This is a genomic window from Psychrobacillus sp. OK028, assembly GCF_900103605.1.
Taxonomy (GTDB): Bacteria; Bacillota; Bacilli; order Bacillales_A; family Planococcaceae; genus Psychrobacillus.
This window is the reverse complement of the sequence record NZ_FNHY01000001.1, coordinates 268304-290903: the sequence shown is the minus strand read 5'-3', so window position 1 is coordinate 290903 and position 22600 is coordinate 268304. Positions and strand designations below refer to the sequence as shown.

General features: G+C 38.1%; 23 protein-coding genes and 1 other annotated feature. Of the genes, 1 reads left to right on the top strand and 22 read right to left on the bottom strand.

Annotated elements, in window-relative coordinates; translation table 11 throughout:
* Positions 1–9 precede the first annotated feature (9 nt).
* From leuB to BLR36_RS01055, 9 genes are all read right to left on the bottom strand, one after another.
* Positions 10–1110 (bottom strand): 3-isopropylmalate dehydrogenase, encoded by a 1101-nt coding sequence (leuB, locus tag BLR36_RS01095; RefSeq protein WP_093059557.1) that lies wholly within the window; start codon positions 1108–1110, stop codon positions 10–12.
* A gap of 276 nt (positions 1111–1386) precedes the next feature.
* Positions 1387–2928, bottom strand: coding sequence for a 2-isopropylmalate synthase (locus BLR36_RS01090; RefSeq protein WP_093059555.1), 1542 nt, complete (start codon positions 2926–2928; stop codon positions 1387–1389).
* Positions 2915–3946 carry a ketol-acid reductoisomerase gene (gene ilvC / locus BLR36_RS01085; protein ID WP_093059553.1) on the bottom strand — a complete coding sequence of 344 codons (1032 nt, stop codon included), beginning with the start codon at positions 3944–3946 and terminating at the stop codon, positions 2915–2917. Before ilvC ends, BLR36_RS01090 begins: the two co-directional genes overlap by 14 nt.
* A gap of 33 nt (positions 3947–3979) precedes the next feature.
* Entirely contained in the window at positions 3980–4495 is a 516-nt protein-coding gene (gene ilvN / locus BLR36_RS01080) for an acetolactate synthase small subunit (RefSeq protein ID WP_093059551.1), read from the bottom strand.
* Positions 4492–6243, bottom strand: coding sequence for an acetolactate synthase large subunit (ilvB, locus tag BLR36_RS01075; protein ID WP_093059549.1), 1752 nt, complete (start codon positions 6241–6243; stop codon positions 4492–4494). The genes ilvN and ilvB overlap by 4 nt, the downstream gene beginning before the upstream one ends.
* 136 nt (positions 6244–6379) lie before the next feature.
* Positions 6380–6632: a binding site (T-box leader), on the bottom strand.
* Between the two features lie 33 nt (positions 6633–6665).
* Positions 6666–8333 (bottom strand): dihydroxy-acid dehydratase, encoded by a 1668-nt coding sequence (ilvD, locus tag BLR36_RS01070; RefSeq protein WP_093059547.1) that lies wholly within the window; start codon positions 8331–8333, stop codon positions 6666–6668.
* Between the two features lie 432 nt (positions 8334–8765).
* Positions 8766–9197 carry a hypothetical protein gene (locus BLR36_RS01065; RefSeq protein WP_093059545.1) on the bottom strand — a complete coding sequence of 144 codons (432 nt, stop codon included), beginning with the start codon at positions 9195–9197 and terminating at the stop codon, positions 8766–8768.
* Positions 9198–9660: 463 nt separating this feature from the next.
* The gene (locus BLR36_RS01060) at positions 9661–11349 is read right to left on the bottom strand and encodes a methyl-accepting chemotaxis protein (protein WP_093059543.1); all 1689 of its coding nucleotides are present in this window, start codon (positions 11347–11349) and stop codon (positions 9661–9663) included.
* A gap of 29 nt (positions 11350–11378) precedes the next feature.
* Positions 11379–12137: a C40 family peptidase gene (locus BLR36_RS01055; protein WP_093059541.1), complete on the bottom strand. Its 759-nt coding sequence runs from the start codon at positions 12135–12137 to the stop codon at positions 11379–11381.
* A 293-nt stretch (positions 12138–12430) separates the two neighbouring features.
* On the opposite strand from BLR36_RS01055, the gene BLR36_RS01050 reads away from it, so the two are divergent.
* The gene (locus BLR36_RS01050; protein ID WP_093059539.1) at positions 12431–12655 is read left to right on the top strand and encodes an SCP2 sterol-binding domain-containing protein; all 225 of its coding nucleotides are present in this window, start codon (positions 12431–12433) and stop codon (positions 12653–12655) included.
* Positions 12656–12767: 112 nt separating this feature from the next.
* Here BLR36_RS01050 and BLR36_RS01045 read toward each other — a convergent pair whose 3' ends face one another.
* The 13 genes from BLR36_RS01045 to flgM form a co-directional block, all read right to left on the bottom strand.
* The gene (locus BLR36_RS01045; protein ID WP_093059537.1) at positions 12768–13121 is read right to left on the bottom strand and encodes a flagellar protein FliT; all 354 of its coding nucleotides are present in this window, start codon (positions 13119–13121) and stop codon (positions 12768–12770) included.
* Positions 13118–13519 (bottom strand): flagellar export chaperone FliS, encoded by a 402-nt coding sequence (gene fliS / locus BLR36_RS01040; protein ID WP_093059535.1) that lies wholly within the window; start codon positions 13517–13519, stop codon positions 13118–13120. Before fliS ends, BLR36_RS01045 begins: the two co-directional genes overlap by 4 nt.
* Positions 13520–13561: 42 nt before the next feature.
* Positions 13562–15094 (bottom strand): flagellar hook-associated protein 2, encoded by a 1533-nt coding sequence (locus BLR36_RS01035; RefSeq protein WP_093059533.1) that lies wholly within the window; start codon positions 15092–15094, stop codon positions 13562–13564.
* A gap of 15 nt (positions 15095–15109) precedes the next feature.
* Positions 15110–15475 (bottom strand): flagellar protein FlaG, encoded by a 366-nt coding sequence (gene flaG, locus BLR36_RS01030; protein WP_093059531.1) that lies wholly within the window; start codon positions 15473–15475, stop codon positions 15110–15112.
* Between the two features lie 430 nt (positions 15476–15905).
* Positions 15906–16148, bottom strand: a complete 243-nt coding sequence (locus BLR36_RS01025; RefSeq protein WP_139185056.1) for a hypothetical protein — start codon at positions 16146–16148, stop codon at positions 15906–15908.
* 129 nt (positions 16149–16277) lie between these two features.
* Entirely contained in the window at positions 16278–17453 is a 1176-nt protein-coding gene (locus BLR36_RS01020) for a flagellin N-terminal helical domain-containing protein (RefSeq protein ID WP_093059527.1), read from the bottom strand.
* Between the two features lie 188 nt (positions 17454–17641).
* Positions 17642–17854: a carbon storage regulator CsrA gene (csrA, locus tag BLR36_RS01015; protein WP_093059525.1), complete on the bottom strand. Its 213-nt coding sequence runs from the start codon at positions 17852–17854 to the stop codon at positions 17642–17644.
* Between the two features lie 4 nt (positions 17855–17858).
* Positions 17859–18296 carry a flagellar assembly protein FliW gene (gene fliW / locus BLR36_RS01010; RefSeq protein WP_093059523.1) on the bottom strand — a complete coding sequence of 146 codons (438 nt, stop codon included), beginning with the start codon at positions 18294–18296 and terminating at the stop codon, positions 17859–17861.
* 19 nt (positions 18297–18315) lie between these two features.
* Complete coding sequence (locus tag BLR36_RS01005; protein ID WP_093059521.1) at positions 18316–18870, bottom strand: DUF6470 family protein; 555 nt, start codon at positions 18868–18870, stop codon at positions 18316–18318.
* 55 nt (positions 18871–18925) lie between these two features.
* Complete coding sequence (gene flgL, locus BLR36_RS01000) at positions 18926–19819, bottom strand: flagellar hook-associated protein FlgL (RefSeq protein ID WP_093059519.1); 894 nt, start codon at positions 19817–19819, stop codon at positions 18926–18928.
* Between the two features lie 141 nt (positions 19820–19960).
* Entirely contained in the window at positions 19961–21553 is a 1593-nt protein-coding gene (flgK, locus tag BLR36_RS00995) for a flagellar hook-associated protein FlgK (RefSeq protein WP_093059517.1), read from the bottom strand.
* Positions 21554–21565: 12 nt separating this feature from the next.
* The gene (locus BLR36_RS00990) at positions 21566–22060 is read right to left on the bottom strand and encodes a flagellar protein FlgN (protein WP_093059515.1); all 495 of its coding nucleotides are present in this window, start codon (positions 22058–22060) and stop codon (positions 21566–21568) included.
* Between the two features lie 15 nt (positions 22061–22075).
* Positions 22076–22339 (bottom strand): flagellar biosynthesis anti-sigma factor FlgM, encoded by a 264-nt coding sequence (gene flgM / locus BLR36_RS00985; protein ID WP_093059513.1) that lies wholly within the window; start codon positions 22337–22339, stop codon positions 22076–22078.
* Positions 22340–22600: the final 261 nt, after the last annotated feature.

Sequence of the window (22600 nt, the reverse complement as noted above, 5' to 3'; positions counted from 1 at the left end):
TCCTTTTGGTTAGACATAAGAAAACATAATACTATCTGATACAAATTCTGAGTCTAATTCTTCAATTACTTTATCTGTCCATTCAGTTGTAGAAAGTACTCTTTTCCCTTCCATCTGAAGATCACCTGTGAAATTCCCGTCATTTAGAACATTAAATACAGCTTCTTCAATAGCTGCCGCTTCTGTTTCCATTTGGAACGATTCGCGTAGCATCATCGCTGCAGAAAGAATAGTTGCAGCTGGATTTGCTTTGTTTTGTCCGGCAATATCAGGAGCAGAGCCATGGACTGGTTCATATAAACCAAAACCATCCTCTCGTGTACTTGCAGATGGTAGCATTCCTAAAGATCCAGTAATTACAGAAGCTTCATCACTTAGAATGTCCCCAAACATATTTTCCGTTACTATTACATCAAATGAATCTGGCTTCGTGATCAGCTTCATCGCTGTTGAGTCCACAAGCATATGCTCTACTTCTACATCTGGATAGCCTTGTTTTTTCTCTTCGACAATTTGGCGCCATAGTTTACTAGAATCTAATACATTCGCTTTGTCGACAGAAGCAAGCTTACCACGACGGCTTCTTGCTAATTGGAAAGCAGTATCTACAATTCGCTCTATTTCTGGACGAGTATAAACCAAAGTGTCTAATGCGTAATCATTTGTTTTCTTACGTGGTTCGGCAAAGTATAGTCCACCTGTTAATTCGCGAACTATAACTAAATCTACTGATTCTGCTACTTCCTTTTTCAGAGGAGAAGCTTCTAGTAACGCAGGAATCGCTTTTACTGGACGAATATTGGCATACAATCCAAAATGCTTACGAATAGCTAGCAACCCTTTTTCTGGGCGTAAATGAGATGGATTTTGATCCCATTTTGGCCCACCCACCGCGCCTAAAAGGATGGCATCACTTTGACTACATGCATTTATAGTTTCTTCTGGAAGTGGGTTTTCACTGGCATCAATAGCAGCTCCACCGATCAATCCGTATTGCAAGTTAAACGTATGGTTATAACGTTTTGCAATTGCTTGAAGCACCTTTACTGCTGCTTCTGTTACTTCTGGACCGATTCCATCTCCCGGTAATACCGTTATCGTTTTTTCCATCTCATTCACTCCCATTTTTTTGTTCTTGATTCTAATAAACAATGCTATTGATTTCCGTTACAACGCACTTTCATGTTTCGAAGCTAGCGAAGCGATGCAGGCGGACGCTTTCCGCGGGCGAGGTCGAGCCTCCTCAGGCCAACAGGATGTTGGTCACGAAGGCGTTGCCACACGAGGTGGCGCTTTTAGCCTTTGTTCCGTTAAAGCGCTCACTGCGGGGTCTCAACTTTCTCGCTGTTCCCGCTGGAGTCGCCGCCTTTCACTACAATCACTGAATTATTGACCCACTGCGGCTTGTTCTCTTATTTGTACGTTTACTAATTGACGATTGATCGCGTTGATATATGCTCTTGCCGATGCTTTCAATACATCCTGAGAAGCATTTCGACCAGATGTTGTTTTGCCATTGAAGGTTAAGTTGATAACTGCTTCACCTAGTGCATCGCGCCCTTTAGATACAGATGAAACACGATAGTCTAAAATACGAACCTCGCCGTTAACGATTTTTTCAAGTGTATTGAAAATTGCTTCTACTGCACCAGATCCAGGACAAGTTTCCACTACGCTTTCACCAGATGGTACTTTTACAGTGATAGTAGATGTTGGGACATTGTTTTCATAGTGGACGATTAATTCCTCTAATTCATACACTTCCACTTCTCCACTCTTCACTTGTTGATCAGTTAATAAAACAAATAGATCCTCTTCCGTAATTTCTTTCTTACGGTCTGCTAATTTCTTAAATGCTACAAACGCTGCATTCAATTTTTCATCAGATAGATGGAAGCCCATTTGTACCGCTCTTGAGAAGAAAGCATGACGTCCAGAGTGTTTACCAAGAACTAGCTCCGTCGCTACATCCCCGATTAAATCCGGGGTAATAATTTCATACGTTTCCGGATTTTTTAGCATGCCGTCCTGGTGAATACCAGATTCATGTGCGAATGCATTTTTCCCGACAACCGCTTTATTCGGCTGAATAACAACCCCTGTTAGCTGGCTCACTAGCTGGCTAGTACGTTTCGTTTCCTTTAATACAATCCCCGAATCGGTTTGGTAATAATCGTTGCGAATATGTAGTGCAACAGCTACTTCTTCAAGTGCTGCATTACCCGCACGTTCACCGATACCATTGATCGTACCTTCTACTTGCGTCGCTCCATTTTCGATAGCTGCCAAAGTATTTGCAACAGCCATTCCTAAGTCATCATGACAATGAGCAGATAATTTCACTTTTTCGATACCTGTTACGTTTTCACTTAAGTATTTGAATAAAGCACCGTATTCAGCTGGAGTTGCATAGCCTACTGTATCTGGAATATTAATCGTTGTTGCGCCTGCTTTAATCACTTCATTCATAATGCGAACTAGGAATTCCTTGTCAGATCGGGTTGCATCTTCTGCTGACCATTGTACAAGTGGAAAATATTTTTTCGCTAGTTTCACAGATTCAACTGCGATTTCAATCACTTGCTCTGGCGTTTTATTTAACTTATATTGCATATGGATTGGAGATGTTGCGATAAATGTGTGCAGATGTGGCTGCACTCCACCTTTTAACGCCTCCCATGAAGTTTCAATATCACTTTTGATCGAGCGAGCTAGACCAGTAACGACTGAATTTTTCACTGAGTCTGCAATAAGTTTTACCGCCTCGAAGTCTCCAGGGGATGAAGCAGGAAATCCTGCTTCAATGATGGAAACACCGTACTTTTCAAGTTGACGAGCAATTTCTAGCTTTTCTTTCGTATTTAGATTAATACCAGCTGATTGTTCGCCATCACGTAGCGTCGTGTCAAAAATGTCAATTTTGCGCACTAGTCACCACTTCTTTCTTGACTTTTTTCCCTTCATTGATGAAAGGCATCATTTCACGTAATTTTGCTCCAACTACTTCGATTTGGTGCTCAGATTCTGCTTGTTTAATAGCATTATATTTTGGACGATCTGTTTCGTTTTCTTTAATCCATTCTCTTGCAAATGTACCGTCTTGAATGTCAGTTAATACGTCCTTCATACGATCTTTTACAGATGAGTCAATGATACGTGGTCCAGATACGAAATCTCCCCACTCAGCTGTATCGGAGATAGAAGAACGCATTGTAGCCATTCCTCCTTCGTACATTAGGTCAACGATTAGTTTTAATTCGTGTAATGTTTCGAAGTAAGCAAGCTCTGGTTGGTAACCTGCTTCTACTAGTGTTTCGAAACCAGCTTTAACGATTGCAGTTGTACTACCACAAAGTACTGCTTGCTCTCCGAATAGATCTGTTTCTGTTTCTTCTTTGAACGTTGTTTCTAAAACTCCCGCACGAGCAGCTCCGATTCCTTTAGCGTAAGCAAGTGCTAGATCTTTTGCTTGACCAGTCGCATCTTGATAGACAGCGAATAATCCTGGTACTCCTGCTCCAGCTTCGAATGTTCTACGTACTAAATGACCAGGACCTTTTGGTGCTACTAGGAATACATCCACATCTGCTGGAGGAACAATTTGACCGAAATGTACGTTGAAGCCATGAGCGAATACAAGTGTTTTACCAGCTTTCAATGAAGGTTGGATTTCCGCTTCATACACCGCTTTTTGTCTTTCATCTGGCAATAAAATCATGATAACATCTGCTTTTTCTGCTGCTTCTTTTACCGAATATACTTCAAGACCATCCTCTTTTGCTTGGTCGAATGATTTTCCTGCACGAATACCTACTACTACATCAAATCCTGAATCCTTTAGATTTAGTGCGTGTGCGTGACCTTGAGATCCGTACCCGATGATTGCGATTTTTTTGTCCTGTAAAAGTCCTTCGTTGATATCTCCGTTATAATACATTTTAGCCATTGTAATTTCCTCCTCAAATTTGGGTTTTTTATATTATTTTAAAATGGATAACTGTGGTGCGTTTACTTTTTGGGTCTCTCGAACAAATGCAGTTACGCCTGTTCTAGTAAGCTCTTTAATGCCATAAGGCTTGAGCAAATCGATAAATGCATCAATTTTTTCTGGGCTGCCTGTTACTTGGAAGGTGACAACATTTTTCCCTGTATCAATAATGGAAGCACGGAAAGGTTCGATGATGCTATTAACCTCTGCCCTTACAGCTGGTGGCGACACGACTTTCACAAGCGCCAACTCTCTTACGACAATTTGTTTCTCGGTAATATCATTTACTTTCAATACATCAACTTGTTTTTGCAGTTGTTTTAATAGCTGCTCAAGCTTTTGTTCATCCGCAACATTTACGACAAATGTCATTTTAGATATTTCAGGATTTTCTGTATGCCCTACTGTGATGCTTTCTATGTTGAACTGACGCTTCATGAGTAAGCCAGTCACACGATTGAGTACTCCACTTTGATTGATCACGGTTACTGTGATAATTCGTTTCATTCTGGCTTCACCCCAATCATTTCATGTAAGGCTGTGCCTGGAACAACCATTGGATAGACACATTCTTTTTGCACTACTCGGCAATCGATTAATACTGGTTCATCAGATTCTAGTGCTTCTTTTAATTGCACCTTTGCATCCTCGAACGTTTCAATTTTGTAGCCTTTAATATCGTAGGCTGCTGCTAGTTTAACGAAATCTGGTTGGACCGGAATCAGTGATTGCGAGAATCTTTCACCGTGGAATGCCTCCTGCCATTGGCGTACCATGCCAAGTGCTTGGTTATTTAAGATAATTACTTTAACTGGAATTCTAAGCTCTTGTAAAAGTGATAACTCCTGTAACGTCATTTGGAAACCTGCATCTCCAACGATCGAAACTACCTTTGCGTCAGGTTTCGCAAGCTGTGCCCCAATTGCTGCTGGGAAACCAAATCCCATCGTTCCAAGTCCACCTGATGTTACCCAATTATGTGGCTTGTTGAACTTATAGTATTGTGCTGTCCACATTTGATGCTGTCCAACGTCAGTGGTAACAACGGCTTCTCCATTTGTATACTCATGTACGAGCTCGAGTACTTGCTGAGGTAGTAATCCACGTTCCTCGCTCGCTTGATAATGGAAAGGATATTGTTCCTTCGAAATATTCAAGCTTTCTAGCCAAGCTGCTGTATTACCATTTGGTGCACCATGCGCTAGCAATGCTTCAAGTGCTTCTTTTGCATCCGCAACAATTGGAATTTCTGTCGGTACATTTTTTCCAATCTCAGCGGGATCAATGTCTATATGAACTACCTTTGCGTTCGGTGCAAAGTAGTTTAAGTTTCCTGTTAGTCGGTCATCAAATCTAGCGCCGACATTGATGAGTAAATCACATGTCTGGATTGCCATATTCGCTGTATACGTTCCATGCATGCCTGCCATCCCTAGGAAAAGTGGATGGTTTCCTTCGATTCCGCCTAATCCTAGAAGTGTGTTTGTTACTGGAATTTGATATTTTGTTGCAAATGCAACTAGTTCTTCTGATGCCTTTGCGAATAAAACACCTGCTCCAGCAAGAATCAAAGGCTGCTTTGCAGTAGAAATAGCTTTCGCTGCTTTTTGAATTTGTAAAAAGTTCGGTGTTGTCGTCGGCTGATATCCTGGAAGATTTACTTGCTGCGTTTCTTCCTTTGGCGTTACGAACATTCCCGTAGCCATATTTTTAGGTATATCTACGACAACTGGTCCTGGACGACCTGTAGAAGCAATATGAAAAGCTTCGTTAATGATTCTTGGGAAATCAGCTACATCTTTTACTTGGTAATTATGTTTAGTAATTGGCTGCGTAATACCGATAATATCTGCCTCTTGGAAAGCATCTGTACCAATTACCGTAGTAGCAACCTGCCCTGTAAATACTACAAGTGGGATAGAATCCATCATCGCATCGGCAATGCCTGTAACTAAATTTGTGGCCCCTGGTCCAGAAGTGGCAATTACTACCCCAACCTTTCCAGAAACACGTGCATACCCTTCAGCTGCGTGAATAGCTCCCTGCTCATGTCTTGCAAGAATATGCTTAATCGGATTTTTGTACAATGCATCGTAAATAGGTAAAACCGCGCCACCTGGATAACCAAATATCACTTCTACCTGATGCTGTTTTAACGTTTCGATAAAAACATCTGCACCATTCAATTGCACAGGAGCCTCAGTGGTTACAGGCTCTTCATAAACTTGCTCAGTTTCCTCAACGGTTAACTTCATCATAAATTCCTCCTTTTGAATCAAATCGTCCAGTTTACTTGAAAAATTTTGTCCGCCTTAGTGATTTACATCATTAAAGTCTGATTTATAAAAAGAAAAGAATTTCACCCCACACAAAGAAACCTTCGTTCTTTTGTATAGGGATGAAATTCTTTTCATGGTACCACCCTAGTTTGTAGCGCAACCGCTACCTCGCAGACAGCAAGCAAATCGCCCACCATCCATTTATAACGAGAGTAGCTAAACTACACCCGGAAGTATCTAAAAGGTTACCCGTTCAACACTTCACTCCGAGGGGATGTCGCTAAAGGTTGTATTGTCGGTTCCCAGCCCACCGACTCTCTGTAAATACAAGGACCCTTTAACTTTTGCCTCATCAATGATTTAAGTATTTTTTTTATAAATTCTCTATAATATTTCGTTTAGATTTTCATTACTCCACCAGTGCTTGCTGATGTTACTAGTTTTGAATATCTTGCTAAATAACCTTTTTTAATCTTTGGTTCAAATGGCTGTAAGTTCGCTTGTCTGGAAGCTAATTCCTCATCGCTAACTTGTAAATCTATCGTTCTATTTGTTAAATCAATAGCGATTACATCATCATTTTGCACTAAAGCAATCGGACCGCCATCTGCAGCTTCTGGAGAAATATGTCCGATAGAAATTCCTCGAGACGCTCCGGAGAAACGACCATCTGTAATTAGTGCAACTTGAGTACCTAATCCACGGCCTTGAATTGCGGAGGTAGGAGCAAGCATTTCTGGCATCCCTGGTCCGCCTTTTGGACCTTCGTAGCGAATCACTACTACATGACCAGCTTGAACGATTCCGTCATCAATTGCTTGTTGTGCTGCTTCTTGTGAATCAAATACAATTGCTTTGCCAGTGAACTCTTTAATGGAAGGATCCACTGCACCTACTTTGATAACTCCGCCTTCAGGTGCAATATTTCCGAATAGTACGGATAAGCCTCCTACAGGACTATATGGATTTTCTTTTCGGCGTATGACTTGATCATTTGTAATTTCTGCTTCTTTCACATTTTCATAGAGTGACTTACCAGTAATCGTTAGTCGATCTGGATGAACAGCCCCAGGAATTTCACAAAGTTCTTTTATAATGGCACTAACTCCTCCTGCAAGATGTACATCATGCATAGAGTAATCAGATGCTGGCATAATTTTCGATAAGTAAGGAATACGCTTCGCGACTTCATTGATTTCTCTCACGTCGTATTCAATTTCAGCTTCGTGTGCAATTGCTAATGTGTGAAGAACAGTGTTTGTTGAACCACCCATTGCCATATCTAGCGCAAATGCATCATCGATTGTTTCTTTTGTTATTAAATCTCTTGGCTTCACATCTTCCTTTACCATACGTACTAGATGATGTGCCGCTTCTTTAATGAGGCGATGACGTTCGTCGGAAGTTGCAATAATTGTTCCATTTCCCGGAGGCGTCATTCCTAGCATTTCCATTAAAGAGTTCATAGAGTTCGCTGTGAACATTCCCGAACACGAACCACATGTTGGACATGCATTTTGTTCAATATCTAGCAGTTGCTCTGCTGTCATACCACCAGATTTATAAGATCCAACTCCTTCAAACACAGATGTGAGTGAAAGTTGTTTTCCGTCTGCTGAAGTACCAGCTTCCATCGGACCACCTGATACAAAAACAGATGGGACGTTTGTTCTTACGGCTGCCATTAGCATTCCCGGTGTGATTTTGTCACAGTTAGGAATGTAGAACACTCCGTCGAACCAGTGCGCATTAATGACTGTTTCTGCTGAATCTGCGATAAGCTCACGACTCGGAAGTGAATATCTCATCCCGATATGACCCATTGCAATTCCATCATCTACACCAATCGTGTTGAACTCGAATGGAATTCCTCCAGCTTCACGAATTGCTTCTTTCACGACCTCTGCAAACTTATTCAAATGCATATGGCCAGGAATAATATCAATATACGAGTTACAAACACCGATAAACGGCTTCTCCAAATCTTTCGTCTTGACCCCAGTTGCGTAAAGCAAACTTCTATGTGGAGCGCGATCGACGCCTTTTTTTATCATGTCACTTCTCAAATCAATCGCTCCTATACTTTCCGCTTATAAAGCGTTTAGCTTTGCAGCTATGAATATTATATCTTGTGAATTTTCTCACAATAATTTATATATTGTTGATATCATATCGCCTTTAAAATGCCAAGTCAACACCCTTTTTGTTAATTGTCAGTCATTTTCGAATATTCATTTATATTGTAATCGCTTACATATGCGATATATCGCATTTTGTTTGAATGTAAAATAATTGTGAACTTTTTGTTAAAAATATAAGGGGTGAGAGATTTGAAGTAATTTAAAATAGGAAATTGGTTAATTACAAACTAGAATGAAGCGAATCGCAAGTTAGTATAACTTAGTCGCAAGTTGCCCCCGGCGATCGCAAGAACCGCTTTGAGAATAGCAAATGGACAAATAAAAGACCCTTTCTCAACGAAGAGAAAGGGTTATATATTACCATAAGTTAGGTTTAGCAACCATAAACCATAACATGATGAGTAATAACAAAATATATTTCCACACGGCAGACCTTAATTTTTTTATGAGCGTATCCAAGTCAATAGTTCCCGCACGGAATGCACGAATATTCGGCTTAAATGCTTTAGCTAAAAATACGATGGAGCTTACCATGACGAGAATTGTCATAATGACCCAGGAAGTGGTCCATGGCCAATTCCCCTGCCACACAAGAAGTATTCCCGAACCAACAAGAACATGGCCAGCGTGTTTCACAAGGCGAATCGCCGCTTGAAATACTTCTAATGCCGTATCAAGAATCTCATCACTTTTGCCTTTCATCCTATTTAATAAAGGAAAAAGAACAAAAAATGGTCCAATCGATAATACTGCACTAATCACATGTATGAAAATAATGAATGTATACATACCGAAACAACTCCCTACTGCAAGTATACTAGATATTCTGCTAAAACTCTGTGACGAGTTATAGAATATTAGAGGCTAGTTTCAGCTAAAAGTAGGGGTGCTCCCTAGTTTTATTTTTTATAAAGTATGGTGTTCCCTAGAGCGCAACATTATGAGTGGATTGCGCAACGTATTTTGGATATGCGCAACATTGCGCATGGTACCCGCAACAATCTTATCCATTTGCGCAACATTTCACGTGGGTCGCGCAACGGATTCTGGTTATGCACAACTTTGCGCATGGTTCTCGCAACATCTTGTTCCTTTTACGAAACGATTTGATTATCGCAACATTAAATATGTTTTGCGAAATGGATTCCGGTTACGCGCAACATCGAGCAACTTTCTCACAACTAGTCTCTAATTAAGGTGCCATAAAAAAATCCTATGCCATATTAAACGACATAGGATAGATTGATTTAATTTAAATTTTGAAATGACTAACATTATTTTGCAGAGTTTCCGCTAAATCTGCTAAAACTTGCGCATTGGACGTAATTTCTTCGGTTGCAGCGAGTTGTTCTTCCGTAGCAGCACTTGTATCATTTGCTCCTTCTGCAGCCTGTGCGGCTAGACGTTGCACTTCAAGCGATCCTTCGGAAACGGATTCAGCCATTGCTTGAATTTGTTCGATTGCTGCAGAAACGGATTCAACTTTGGAGCCGACTAACCCTACAGCTGTTTCTATTTCAGTAAACACATGCAGCGAATCAGTTGTTTTCGCCAGACCGTCCTCTACTTTATCTCCGCCTACTGTAATTGCCTTAACTGCGTCCCCAGAAGCTGTTTGAATCATTTGCACCATTTTTTCAATTTCTGATGCAGAGTTCTTTGATTGCTCTGCAAGCTTGCGCACTTCTTCTGCTACAACTGCAAAGCCTTTTCCATACTCACCAGCACGTGCTGCTTCAATTGCTGCGTTCAAGGCAAGTAAATTCGTTTGCTCCGAAATATCTGTGATAAGAGCAGTAACTGTTTGAATTTCGTCCGAATGCTTGGCCATATTTTGCATGATAAGCGTTGTATCTTTAAACGTTGTATGAATATTGTTCATTTGATTAGCAACATCTGACACAACATCCGAACCTTTTTTCACAAGATTCGTCACGTCGTCTGCAGCTTGTAGCATTTCTTCGTTGTTAACAGAAATTTGATCAATGCCTTGTGATAACTCACTCATCGAGTTTACAGATGTATCCATATGTCGAACCTGTTGCTCACTCGTGGCCATTTGCTCTTCCGCAGATTTTGCAACCATTTGTGACGAAGCCAAACTTTCCTCCGAACTCGCAGAAAGCTCTTCAGCATTTGCGGCAAGCTGCATGGAAGAATCCCGGACGTTGGTTACAATTTGTCGTAAATCTGAGCTCATCGTATTGAATGCTTTAGCCATTGCTCCAACTTCATCTTTATTTTTAATATTGAGCGGCTCAACTACTAAGTTACCATCGGCAATTTCAGACATGCCAGCAGTAACTTTTTTGACTGGATTTGCAATACTTCTACTTATAAAATACGCTATAACTATTCCTAAGATTATACTAGCAATACCAAGTACAATAATAATCATTTTTGCAGTTGCATCAAAATTATTAACATCTGCTCTAGTTTCTTCCATATCATTTAATAAAAATTGTTCCATCTCTTGTAATATCTTCAACGAATCGGCGTTCATTGTTTTTGCATCCGCCGTATGTTTATTGACCATTGTAGTATCATTAATTTGTTTTGCAGCTATAATTTCTTCCGTTTTGGTTTGCATAGTTACACTTTTTTTCTGTAAGTCTTCCATTAATGCTTTTGTTTCTGGTGAAAAAAGTTTACTTGATAATTCTTCCTCTAACTTACTTGCCTCTTCTAAATGAGTAGCAACTCCTTTACGAGAAGCATCTGTATTAAATAACAAAAAATCTAACAAACTACGTGTAGTATTTTTTTGAGCAATTTCAATTTCTTTTATTAAATCTAATTTGACAACTCGATCATCTAATAGAAACTGATATTTCTCTCCATTATTGTCTAATGAAACAAATGCTACTACCGAAGAAATAGCTAATAACAGCAATATTGCCGAAAAACCAAACCACATTTTTTTACCTATAGTCATTTTCATAAGGTACCTCCTGTTGTGTACACCATCAATTACTTCTCCGAACTTACTATATGAAATCGTTTAAACGATACAAAATGCTCTTTCCAATAAACCGAATTTAAACTTGCAACTTCTACACCTTTTGAGCCAGCATGTATAAATTCATTATTACCTATGTAAATTCCCATATGAGAAATTCCTTCTTTATAGGTATTCTCAAAAAATACTAGATCTCCAACAAGTGGACTAGAAACATTCGCACTTTGTGCAAAATACCCTTCACTGCTCTGACGAGGCATATTCAAGCCTGCTTGGTTATGTACAAAATAAATAAACCCACTACAATCAAATCCGGCTATTGTATTACCAGCATACAAATATGGAATACCTTCTAGACGTTTTGCAAAATCTATTAGGGAAGGATATACAGCTTGTCCTTTTATAGATAAATTCCTAGCTTGTTCCACAAGTGGCGGAGTTGTTGGCTGACTTTCTTCTTTTACTTTAACAGGTACATCTACTGGTTTCTGGTTCAAGGTCTTCTTACCTATACCTATAGATTTAGAAGCAATCACTTTTGCCGGTGCTTTAGTCATAGCTGTTGGCTTTGTTACAATCAATTTTTGTTTAATATAAATACTATCTTTGGTAAGTTTATTCCACGAGCGGAGGTCATTGAGTGTTACTTTGTTGGACTTAGCTATTTTCGTTAACGTGTCACCTTTTTTTACCTCATGAAATTTATTAGCACTTGCAGTTGATGCAAACGAAGTAAGTAAAACTGTTACTATTAGCACTTTCTTGAACATAGAAACCCTCCTTCTTTTTGACTACTAAAGTAATAATACCATTTCTACTAATCAATAACATTATAATTTTCAATAAATTTCCCGGGCAATATTTCTAGTCAAACTATTCAAAATATGGGATGATAATAGTTATATATTGAAATAATTTTCCAAAGGAGGAAGTAACCCCTGCCTAGCATAAATCAACTACCAATGGAGAAAGTTTGGTTACTAATTGTCCAAACGATCAATGACAATCCTGCACCGATTCAAAATGAAAATGTACCTTACCAATTTGAGTTAACAGACAACTTATTCTCCATAATGATCAAGCCACTTTATCTTACGATCTATCGCACCATGCAGACTGTACTTTGAGATTAAGTACCGCTGATTTTAAAAAGCTTATTACTGGTAATTTGAATAGCACAACGGCCTTTATGTTTGGAAAGCTGAAGGTGGATGGAAGTATTGGTTTGGCTTTGAAGTTGGAGAGTTTGTTGAAGGAGTATGTGTTTGATGAAGAGAAATTTGTTTAAAAGTAAGGATATAGGTTCTGTTAATCAAAATGTAAGTAAATGTAATTCAGTAATATAGTTCAATTAAAAGCTCTAAGTAGAATAAATTACTTAGAGCTTTTATCATTCTTTATTACTTCTTTTTATCGTAAAAAGTACCATCACGGAACACTTGGTTATAAGGATCCATATAAGCATGGACAGATACTTTCTTTTTTTGTTGGTCCGAAATATCTATCCGTATATCTTTCATATACACTTTTAATTTCGCTTGAAGAATTTTTTCCAACTGAATAAGCTCTTGTCCAAACGACTTTTCTTCATCTGAAAAAGGTTCTTGGATAGATGGTTGCAATACGTCTCGTTGATTTAATAACTTATCTATTTGAGCAATAATAGAGTCTCGCTTTTCTTCATCACGCTCATCTAAAATATGAACCAATTGTTCCGTCACATTTCTCCATGTTGTTAGACTCTCTCGAATCATATTTCACCTGTTGAGCCGTATTGTTTTTGACGATTAATTTGAATCACTTGCTTCCAAGTATCACGGAATTCGGTAGTCAGACCATATACCTCTTCCACAATGATAGCATCATTGTTAATATTCGCCTCCACTAAACTGTTAATCATATATTCATAAAGCGAAGCCATTGATTCGGAAACAGGAACTGACATATCTAGCGTAATCATTAATTCACGTAAAATATTTTGTGCCTTTTGGATATTCGTATTTTTCAACTCGATATCTTTTGTTTCGATCCCTTTTTTCGCTTGGTTCAAAAACTTTAAACATCCATTATATAACATAAGCGTTAACTCTCCCGGTGTAGATTGAGTCACACTATTTTGTTGATAGGCTTGGTATGGGTTGTTTACAGCCACGATAACACTCCTTTTTTTGTCACACTTGAGACTTAATTATCATTATCCACCACTAAATGCATTCATTAAATAGGCAGACTGGTTATTCGCACGTAATATTGCTGACTCCATTGCGGAGAATTGTTTATAATAACGACTTTCAACCATTTGAAGACGATCTTCAAAACGAGTGATTTGATTATCATAGCCCTTCAGCAATCGCCCAATGGCAAACGTTGAATTAGCCGCTCCAGTGATTCCTGCTTTATCTGTTAATTTTGTTCGACTTTCAATTATAGTCTTACGCATTTTGGAAACTAATCCGATATTCTCATCCGTAGCTGAAGTACCTGACTTTGCGAAAACTTCATATACTTTGTTTGGATCAGCGTTTATCGCTTCTCTTAGTTTTTTTTCGTCAATTTCTAACTTACCATTTGCAGAATAATCTTTAGAAGTGGTAATCCCTATGTCACTTAAACGTATAGTCCCTGATGTACCTTCCACAGCACTATTTAGAGCGTAACGCATACTTTGCAGCATACTCGTAAGAATTGGTTCATTTTTAAGCGTACCACTCTTTGCCTTTTCTTCCCAAAGTTCAATTTCTTTTTCCTTCATATCTGCTTTTTGTTCAGTAGAAAGAGGTTGAAAATCACGATATTTCGTTTCTCGAACTTTAGCGTTTAGTTCTTCAATCATTTTATTATAATCATCGATAAATTTTTTAACTGCATCCAATACTTTATCTGTATCAGGAGCAGAACTGAATGATACAGGATTGGTTTTTGTAGAATCTGATGGATCAGTAGTAACTTGTTTTAATGATATTTCAAAACCATTAATTTGGAAGGAATTAGTTGTTCGTTCCGTTTCCAAACCATTGAAAACAAACTTTGCATTAACCCCTGATTTACCATTTCCATTTTGTTCAGCAGTAACATTGTTTGCAGATAAGTTAAAAAACGTTGCTAAATCTCCGCTTACTTGCATTTCAACGTCACCAACAACATTCCCTGAGTTTTTAGCTGTCATTGCAATTTTACCTGAAAATGAATCATAGAAAGCAGACACTCCAGACTCACTATTAATCTTTTTTAATACCGACTCTAAAGTATCCTTTGTAGGATCAAAAGTAATTGTTTTAGCATTTTCTGCTTTTAAATTACCATCTTTATCAATCGCATTTATCATTATGGAACCAGCTCCGGCATAACCTAACTCACTCATTGTCAATTTAGTATCAAGATTCTTACCTATACTATCATTACTTTGCATAGTGGCTTGTGATGCCAAACGCAAAACGGAAATCGTTCCAGAAAATTCAGATGTGGCACTTACACTTTTTATACTAACTGCATCTGAAGATGAGACATTCACAGTTCTAGCTAAAAATGTAGATGGTTTCATCATCGTATCAAAAAGGTTATTACTAAAATCATTAAGTTTTCTATTAATCGATCGATAATCTTCTAATTGCCACTCAGTATATTGTTTTTTCTGTGTTATTTTATCTAAAGGAATTCTTTCAGCCTTCATTAAATCTTTAATCATCGTATCTGTATCCATACCACTTGCTAATCCAGTAATACGCACAATTCCACCTGCTCTCTAAATTTTGTGATCGACTAAAACTCCAAGAAAGTCACGCATAGCTGCATATATATCCATGAGTTTTTTAGAAGGAATTTCTTTCACCACTTCATCTGTTTTCGAATCTACAATCGTCACATAATACTCTTGTAATTCTTCATGAAATTGAAATCGCAAGTTTGTATTAGTCGATTCCATAAACCGATTCATACTAGCTGTCATTTTTTTCGCTTTTTCAGCAGGTAAAAGCTCTTGTCTAGCACTCTCATTTGATTGAGGATTATTGTTAGTAGTCGGAATGGGTCTAATTAATTCTACATCAGCAGTTTTTAAAGACGTAATATGTGGAACATTTACAACAGAATCAGAAACTCGATTGACCATTCAGATCTTGCCCCCCTTGTTAATGTATTACTTACTGTCTATATCGGTTATTTATAAATATATTTAATAAGACTGTCTCAAATTCTAGTATTTTAGTTTCGTTATCATCAAAAATATAATTTGGTAGGAATTTAAAATAATGTTTTTCTACCAGTAAAAAAAGCGAAGTCACAAAAATCTGGATCCTAGGATAAATAGACTATTATAATTTAACTCCAAATTTGTTGACTTGGATTCATCTTGCCTTCTCTAAAGACGTTTCCTTAAACTTGCAATTGTGATAAAACTGATTAGACATAGGTATGCACTCATAAAGTGCCAGCGATAACACCGTTTCTAATTCTATGGGTATCTCGCACAAAAATAAATGAGTTGAATTATAGAGTATTGCCAGAATGGTGAAGAATTATTGCTAATAAAGGTCGATTCTCTAATAAATAATTCTGATAAAGGTAAAACCAAATAAATATTTTGACAATTTTTTTAAATCGATATTATTACCACTCAAATTAGAACCACCATTTCCATTGCTTTGAACGTTTCCTCCAACAATCAACTGAATATTGTTATCTGTCTCAAAGAAAAAAGCACAACTTCCCCATAAATCCTTTGATCTTTCATAGACATATATCCCAAAAACCAGCAAATTCTTCCCTATTATCTCTAAGCTCAATTCCCTGAACATCTAGTTTAATGTACTTGCCATAATTATCCTGGTAAGTTTGCTAATGTATAATATATCCTTCCAAAGACAAGAAAAGAGACTCTAGCAAAGCTAGAGTCTCTTCAATAAAATCTAAAATTAACGAAGAAGTTGTAAAACTCCTTGTGGTTGTTGGTTCGCTTGAGCCAACATTGCTTGTGCTGCTTGAGAAAGAATCGAATTCTTCGTTTGTTCCATCATTTCTTTTGCCATGTCTACGTCGCGGATACGAGATTCAGATGCAGTTAGGTTTTCAGATGAAGTATCCAAGTTGCTGATTGTATGTTCTAACCTGTTTTGTGATGCTCCCAAATTACTTCTTAAAGTAGATACATCATTAATTGCTGTATTTACACTAGTTAATAAAGTTTGTGCTTTTGCTGTAGTACTAACATTTGTATTATCAGTAATTATTACAGAAAGTTCACTACCAGAGGTTCCTAGTTCAGCAGTGTTTGCATCTCCAAAGGATACTGACATAGTTTGACCAGCATTAGCACCAATTTGGAATGTTGCAGCTGAGCTACCTGCAGCTGTTGTAATTGTATTATTAGCAGCATTAACTAAACCTGTTCTAAGACCTGCTGCAGTATCTGTACCTGCAACATCAAACTTTACCCCAAACTCAGAAAAGTCAATTGTCTGTGAGTTAGCAAGAAGTTTAACTGTTTGTGTTTTAGCAACTCCATTAACAGTTGCAGACATTGTTAATTCATCTGCAGCAGTTCCTGCTGATAGTGTAAATGTAGTGCTTGCTGCTGCTTTTGTAACATCTACATTAGCAATAGTATGTTTGGCTCCAGTTACAATAACACCTTCTTGGATTTTAGTAGTACCAGTATTTAATGAAGTTGAAAGTGACCCGTTTAAAAGAGTTTTTCCGTTAAATTCAGTATTATCAGCAATTCGGTCGATCTCTACTTTCAACGCAAGCACTTCTTCCCCGATAGCCGTTCTATCTTCAGGTTGTAAAGTTTCATTCGAAGCTTGAGTTGCTAATTCTCTCATTCTTTGAAGAATACTATGTGTTTCATTTAAAGCACCTTCAGCAGTTTGAATCATTGAGATGCCATCTTGCGCATTTTTTGAAGCTTGGTCTAAACCACGAATTTGTCCACGCATTTTTTCAGAGATTGCTAACCCAGCTGCATCATCTCCAGCACGGTTAATACGAAGACCTGACGCTAATTTCTCCATTGATTTAGATTGTGCATTTGTTGCACTGTTCAACTGACGGTGTGTGTTAAGTGCTGCGATGTTGTGATTAATTCTCATTATTAGTTCCTCCTTGGAATGTGTTGCTCACATCCATGTGAGCAGTGTTTTGTTTTTTTGTATGAGACAAGAGAACCGAGCCGGCCGGACCCCGTTTTTCTTGCTTACATAGATAGTATCGGAATGATTTTCCAATGTTTAATAGTTTTATAAACTTTTTTAAATTTTTTTGTCGATTTATTCAATCGTTATTTTTTCGGCTTGAAAATATCCATGTTTTTAAGTATTGCTTCTGTATTAGATTTAGAAACATCTTGTCTTAGTTCACCACGAATTACATCTATACTTCTTGGTGCCCTAATTCCTATTTTGACTTGTTCTCCTTTTATTTCTGAGATGACGATTTCGATGTCTTCCCCTATCCAAATCGTTTCTCCTGCTTTACGGGATAATACTAGCATTTGATCACCCCTTTTGACTTTCTGAAGAGAGAAGTTGCCGGATACTATACTCTTCGTTGTTTAGGATTACTTGTTTCGCTTTTTTATTCGATGTATTAAAAATAATTGGTGCTTTTAAGTTTACTGTTGACTCCGCAATTGTTTCCTTTAAAGAAACGATTGCAAAAACAGCAACTTCCTTTTCTTGTTCTATTTGAAGAGCATGTACCGTCGCTTCTTCTAATTCGATATTATAGTCTATGGTTATGTTATAAGGGTTAGTGACAATAAAAGCCAGGGCTTCTGTTTGAACAGATTGCAAGACAGTAAACTCCTCATTATCTTCTATAGGAATTAACACGAATTCTTTTTCCGATTCAAAGCCAGGTATTCCATGTTCAAACTTAAGTATATTAGAAGAATCTATTTCTACTTCTCCCATATATGCGGTTTTGAGTTTCATATTATTTGCTCCTATCTATTTATACAAGCCAATCTATTTGAATGGATGCATGTTGTTGCATTTCCACAGTCACTTTTCCAGGTGTATAGTTGTGGATTGGCTTATTGGCTGTTGTATTGTTAATCACTTGTTGTGGTTCTACTTTTATATCTACACTGCCAGGTTGAAAATTGACTTTTACACTTCCATGAGAGGGAATGAATTTGATGGATAATGAAGAATAAGGTTGCCTACCTCTTTGCTTTGCTTGACTAGCAATGGGATTTCCACCATTTTCAATTCGCATAAGTTGGTTTCCTTCTTCTGCTCGTCTTCCTACTCCTTCAAGCGCTGTTTGAGCAGCATTCTGTGCTACTTCCGAAACTCTTTTAGCGGAGCTTTTTAAATCTAAATCAGCTCTGGCTTGTTCCGTATCAATTGTAAGCTGGGGTTTAGTCGTCTCCATTGTTTGTATAGCTTTTGGCTGTTGAATATCTAAGTTTACACGTGGCTGTTCAATCTGCTGAACCGGCTTTTGTGTATGTAATCCAATTTGTGCTTTTGTCGTTTGGACCTGGAGTTTGGGGATATTCACAAATGCTCTCTCCTTTAAAGAAAGCGCTTGGAGCATATTGTCCAAACGCTTTTTATTATCTTAAAAAGTCTACTAGTGAAGGTTGAATAATTCGTGCTCCAACAGATAGTGCTGCGCGATGAATCGATTCTTGTGTAATCATTTCTGTGATTGATTTTTCATAATCAATATCTTCGTTTTCAGACATTTGCTTGGTAGCTATTACCGATTGTGATTGAAGACGGTTGTCCATCAGCTCCACACGATTTTGACGTGCTCCAATATCAGCTCTAGTAGTAAGTAGACTATTCATTTGCTTATCGATATTACCGATTGCTGAATTGAAATCGACAGTTCCTGCTTGTATATCTTGGAACATTTGATCAATATTTTTGAATACATCGATCGCATTTGTGTTTACTTTAAGTGTAATTCCATCGAATACTTCAATATCCACATCTTTTTGATAAGAAGTTGGGTTAGCTGGATCTGTACTTGTAGGTGGAAAACCACTAGCTCCATGTATATTTTTATCGTATAAAGGAGTTGTCGTTTTTGTCCCACTAAATATATATTTGTCGCCAACTTTTGTATTGGCGATATTTTGTATATGTTGTCTAAGCTGGTCTAACTCTGCTTCAATTTTTGCCCGGTCATCTGGAGTGGTTGTTCCATTGGCTGCTTGGATAGCTAGTTCATTCGCACGGTGTAATGCCGAACCTACTTTGTCCAGTGCATCGTCTGAACTATCTAACCAGTTATTTACTTCCCCTATATTTCGTTGGAATTGTTCTACTTTGTCTAAAGCGGTGCGGTAGCCGATTCCTTTCATAGCTACTACTGGATCATCTGATGGGCGATTAACTTTTTTACCTGTATTGATTTGATTTTGTAGATTTCCCATTTTTGAGTAACTAGTTGATAAGTTACGCAACATGTTGTTGGATAACATTGATTGGGTTACGCGCATGTTTAGTCCCCCCTATTGTCTAGTCTTCAGCGCCTAGCACCTCGAGGTCAAATGAACAAACTCTGTGGTGGCTAAAAACCGCCATCCTCGATTTTGTTCATTTACTTGTCAGTGCTGAACGAGTCGCTTACGATTTCTATTTTATAATCCGACACGGCCCATGCCGTTGATAATTCTGTCTAAAGTTTCATCGATAACTGTGATCATACGTGCATTTGCGTTGTATGCTTGTTGGAATGTGATCATGTTCGTCATTTCTTCGTCTAAAGACACGGAACTAACGGATGAACGGCGTTCTGTAACTGCTTGTTGAAGGGTTGCTGAGTTGAAAGTTAATCGAACAGACTGTTGTCCGTCTACTCCCAGTTGTCCAATAAGACCTTCGAAGTAAGTTTGTGCACTGACATTTCCTAAATCTTTTAACATTCCAAATTTTATATTTGCTAACTCTAATGCTTGCTTTCCATTACCTGGCTCTGCTTCACCCGCTTTAGAATTCGAAGCAGCCAGAAGATTGGGGTCGCCAATAATGTCATCGGACACATAAATATTAGCTGCAGTAATGTCAGCTCCGCTTGTTTTAATGAAGAAGTCTTTTCCTTGATTACCATAGTAATCAGTCCCACCTTGTATTGCGGGTGTACCTGTTGAATCGCCTGCATGTAATTTATTGAATGCTTCTGCAAAAGATTTTGCCATTAGGTCTAGTTTTGCAATCATATCTGGGTATAGACCTTTAACAGAATTATTAGCACCGCCTGTTTCATAGCCATATGAATTGATTAATGATTTGATTTTTCCGGAATCATTTAAGTCTGAAAGAGAAATGTCGGTTGTGTTTGTAATAACTCCTGTTGCGTCCACTGTCACAACTGCTAGTCCACTTACTGGTCCAGTAGGAGTGACTCCATCTGTAACTGCCGAGGAGGTGCTTCTAAACTGATTAAAATCCTTACCATTTATTATTTCTATTGACGTACCATTTTTTAGCTTCAAAGAAACAGTCACAGAACCTTCTGCGATTGCTAAGGCATTCCCGCCTGACTTTTCATATTTCGTTTCAATTGGAAAATACATTGAAAGTTCATCTAATAAAACATCACGAGCATCGTACAAATCATTTGGCATATAGCCATTTGGTTCAATTGCTTTGATTTGTTCGTTTATGCTTGCAATTTGTTCTAGTACAGAGTTTACGTCCTTTAAAGATATACCTATTTCATTTCCTGCGTTTGTTTGTATTTGTGAGATGGATTTAGACAAATAGTTAAAAGAATCTGCTACAGCAATCCCTCGTTGTACTACTACGGAACGTGCGCCTCCATTTTCAGGGTTTACGCTTAAGTCTTGTAGAGATTTCCAAAATTCATCCATTGATTTTGCTAATCCATATTCTGAGGGTTCGTTTAGTACGTCTTCCATTTGTGTAATGGCTTGCGATCTCGATTCCCAGTAGCCTAGTTTATTGGATTCTTGACGGTATTGACTGTCGATGAAGGAATCACGAATACGCTGAACAGATTGCGCTTGGACACCAGTACCAATATGACCAGGTGTTTTTGGTGCGTTTAAACCTGTTCCGGGATAGCCAAGTGTTGCTTCCATATTGACGCGTTGGCGTGAGTAGCCTACTGTGTTGGCGTTGGAGATGTTATGTCCTGTTGTATATAGAGCGGATTGTTGAGTGAATAATCCGCGTTTACTTGCTTCTAGTCCCATAAATGTAGAGCGCATGGGTGAGCCTCCTTAAGCTTGTGAATCGAAGTATGCTTTGCCTTTGGAAGGTGCTTGTACTTCTGACTTTGAGTAGTTTATTTGGTCTGGCTTCGGTCTTAAAGCATCTAGCGTTAAGTTGACGAATTGAAGTGATTGCATCGTCAATTTTTGGTTTAAGTCGTTTTGACTTTTGAGCGATTCTACAGTTAGTAAAAGATTGTTACGTGCTTTTGTAAGTTGAGCTTTATCTTCGTCTATGTTGGTATTTTCTAAGACTAGTGCAACAGTTGGATTGTCAGTAGGAGCAATTCCTTTTGCTCGAAGGTAATCCGTTACCTCTTTTTGACGCTGTTGTTCCAGCTGTGAAATACCTGCTACGTGCGCCTGCTCATCCTTGAGCAGCTGGTTTAGACTGTCCATGTCCCCAATTTTGATAGCTTCTGTTTTTTTGTATGCAACTTCAAGTAAACTTTTATGAAGCATATCTAGTTTATTGAGTGATTGCAAAATGTTATCGATGGACATGTTTGTAAGCTCCTTTTATAGGCGGTAATAATTTAGAATGTTGGATGCTAGTTTTTTCGCATCTACTTTGTATGTTCCTGCATCGATATCTGCTTTGATGGCAGCAACTCGCTCTGCTTGTTCTACCTCAACTGGTGATTTTGTTTGCATGCTTTTTGCAGCAGACGAAATTTCTAGTTGATCTGCGGTTGTTTTAGTTGTTTGCTGTGTTTTTTCAACTTGTTGTTGATTGCGTTTATATGGGTTTATTTGGTTTAAACCAACGTTTGTAATTTTCATAAAGTTATGTCCTCCCCTTTTCTTGAAGTGTCTACGTATTATTTCGGCATGAAATATGAAGTGTTTAGAGTAATTTGAACGATTTGTGAGGAATAGGTCTTGAGGATTAATAGAGTGTCTGGAATTGAAGGGTATTTGGTTGGTGTGAAGTGGTTTGAAGTTTAAGTAGGCGATTAAATGTATTTATGCGGTACTCATTGTTACTTATGTGTTAGTTAGGTAAATTTATGTTGCAATTAGGTTTGAAGAACCTGGGTTTAA

Excerpts from the sequence above, each read along its gene's own strand:
- leuB (WP_093059557.1), bottom strand. The coding sequence starts at position 1,110 with ATGGAAAAAACGATAACGGTATTACCGGGAGATGGAATCGGTCCAGAA.
- ilvC (WP_093059553.1), bottom strand. The coding sequence starts at position 3,946 with ATGGCTAAAATGTATTATAACGGAGATATCAACGAAGGACTTTTACAG.
- ilvN (WP_093059551.1), bottom strand. The coding sequence starts at position 4,495 with ATGAAACGAATTATCACAGTAACCGTGATCAATCAAAGTGGAGTACTC.
- ilvB (WP_093059549.1), bottom strand. The coding sequence starts at position 6,243 with ATGAAGTTAACCGTTGAGGAAACTGAGCAAGTTTATGAAGAGCCTGTA.
- BLR36_RS01065 (WP_093059545.1), bottom strand. The coding sequence starts at position 9,197 with ATGTATACATTCATTATTTTCATACATGTGATTAGTGCAGTATTATCG.
- BLR36_RS01060 (WP_093059543.1), bottom strand. The coding sequence starts at position 11,349 with ATGAAAATGACTATAGGTAAAAAAATGTGGTTTGGTTTTTCGGCAATA.
- BLR36_RS01055 (WP_093059541.1), bottom strand. The coding sequence starts at position 12,137 with ATGTTCAAGAAAGTGCTAATAGTAACAGTTTTACTTACTTCGTTTGCA.
- BLR36_RS01045 (WP_093059537.1), bottom strand. The coding sequence starts at position 13,121 with ATGATTCGAGAGAGTCTAACAACATGGAGAAATGTGACGGAACAATTG.
- flaG (WP_093059531.1), bottom strand. The coding sequence starts at position 15,475 with ATGGTCAATCGAGTTTCTGATTCTGTTGTAAATGTTCCACATATTACG.
- BLR36_RS01020 (WP_093059527.1), bottom strand. The coding sequence starts at position 17,453 with ATGAGAATTAATCACAACATCGCAGCACTTAACACACACCGTCAGTTG.
- csrA (WP_093059525.1), bottom strand. The coding sequence starts at position 17,854 with ATGCTAGTATTATCCCGTAAAGCAGGAGAAACGATTTGGATAGGGGAA.
- fliW (WP_093059523.1), bottom strand. The coding sequence starts at position 18,296 with ATGAAACTCAAAACCGCATATATGGGAGAAGTAGAAATAGATTCTTCT.
- flgL (WP_093059519.1), bottom strand. The coding sequence starts at position 19,819 with ATGCGCGTAACCCAATCAATGTTATCCAACAACATGTTGCGTAACTTA.
- flgK (WP_093059517.1), bottom strand. The coding sequence starts at position 21,553 with ATGCGCTCTACATTTATGGGACTAGAAGCAAGTAAACGCGGATTATTC.
- BLR36_RS00990 (WP_093059515.1), bottom strand. The coding sequence starts at position 22,060 with ATGTCCATCGATAACATTTTGCAATCACTCAATAAACTAGATATGCTT.
- flgM (WP_093059513.1), bottom strand. The coding sequence starts at position 22,339 with ATGAAAATTACAAACGTTGGTTTAAACCAAATAAACCCATATAAACGC.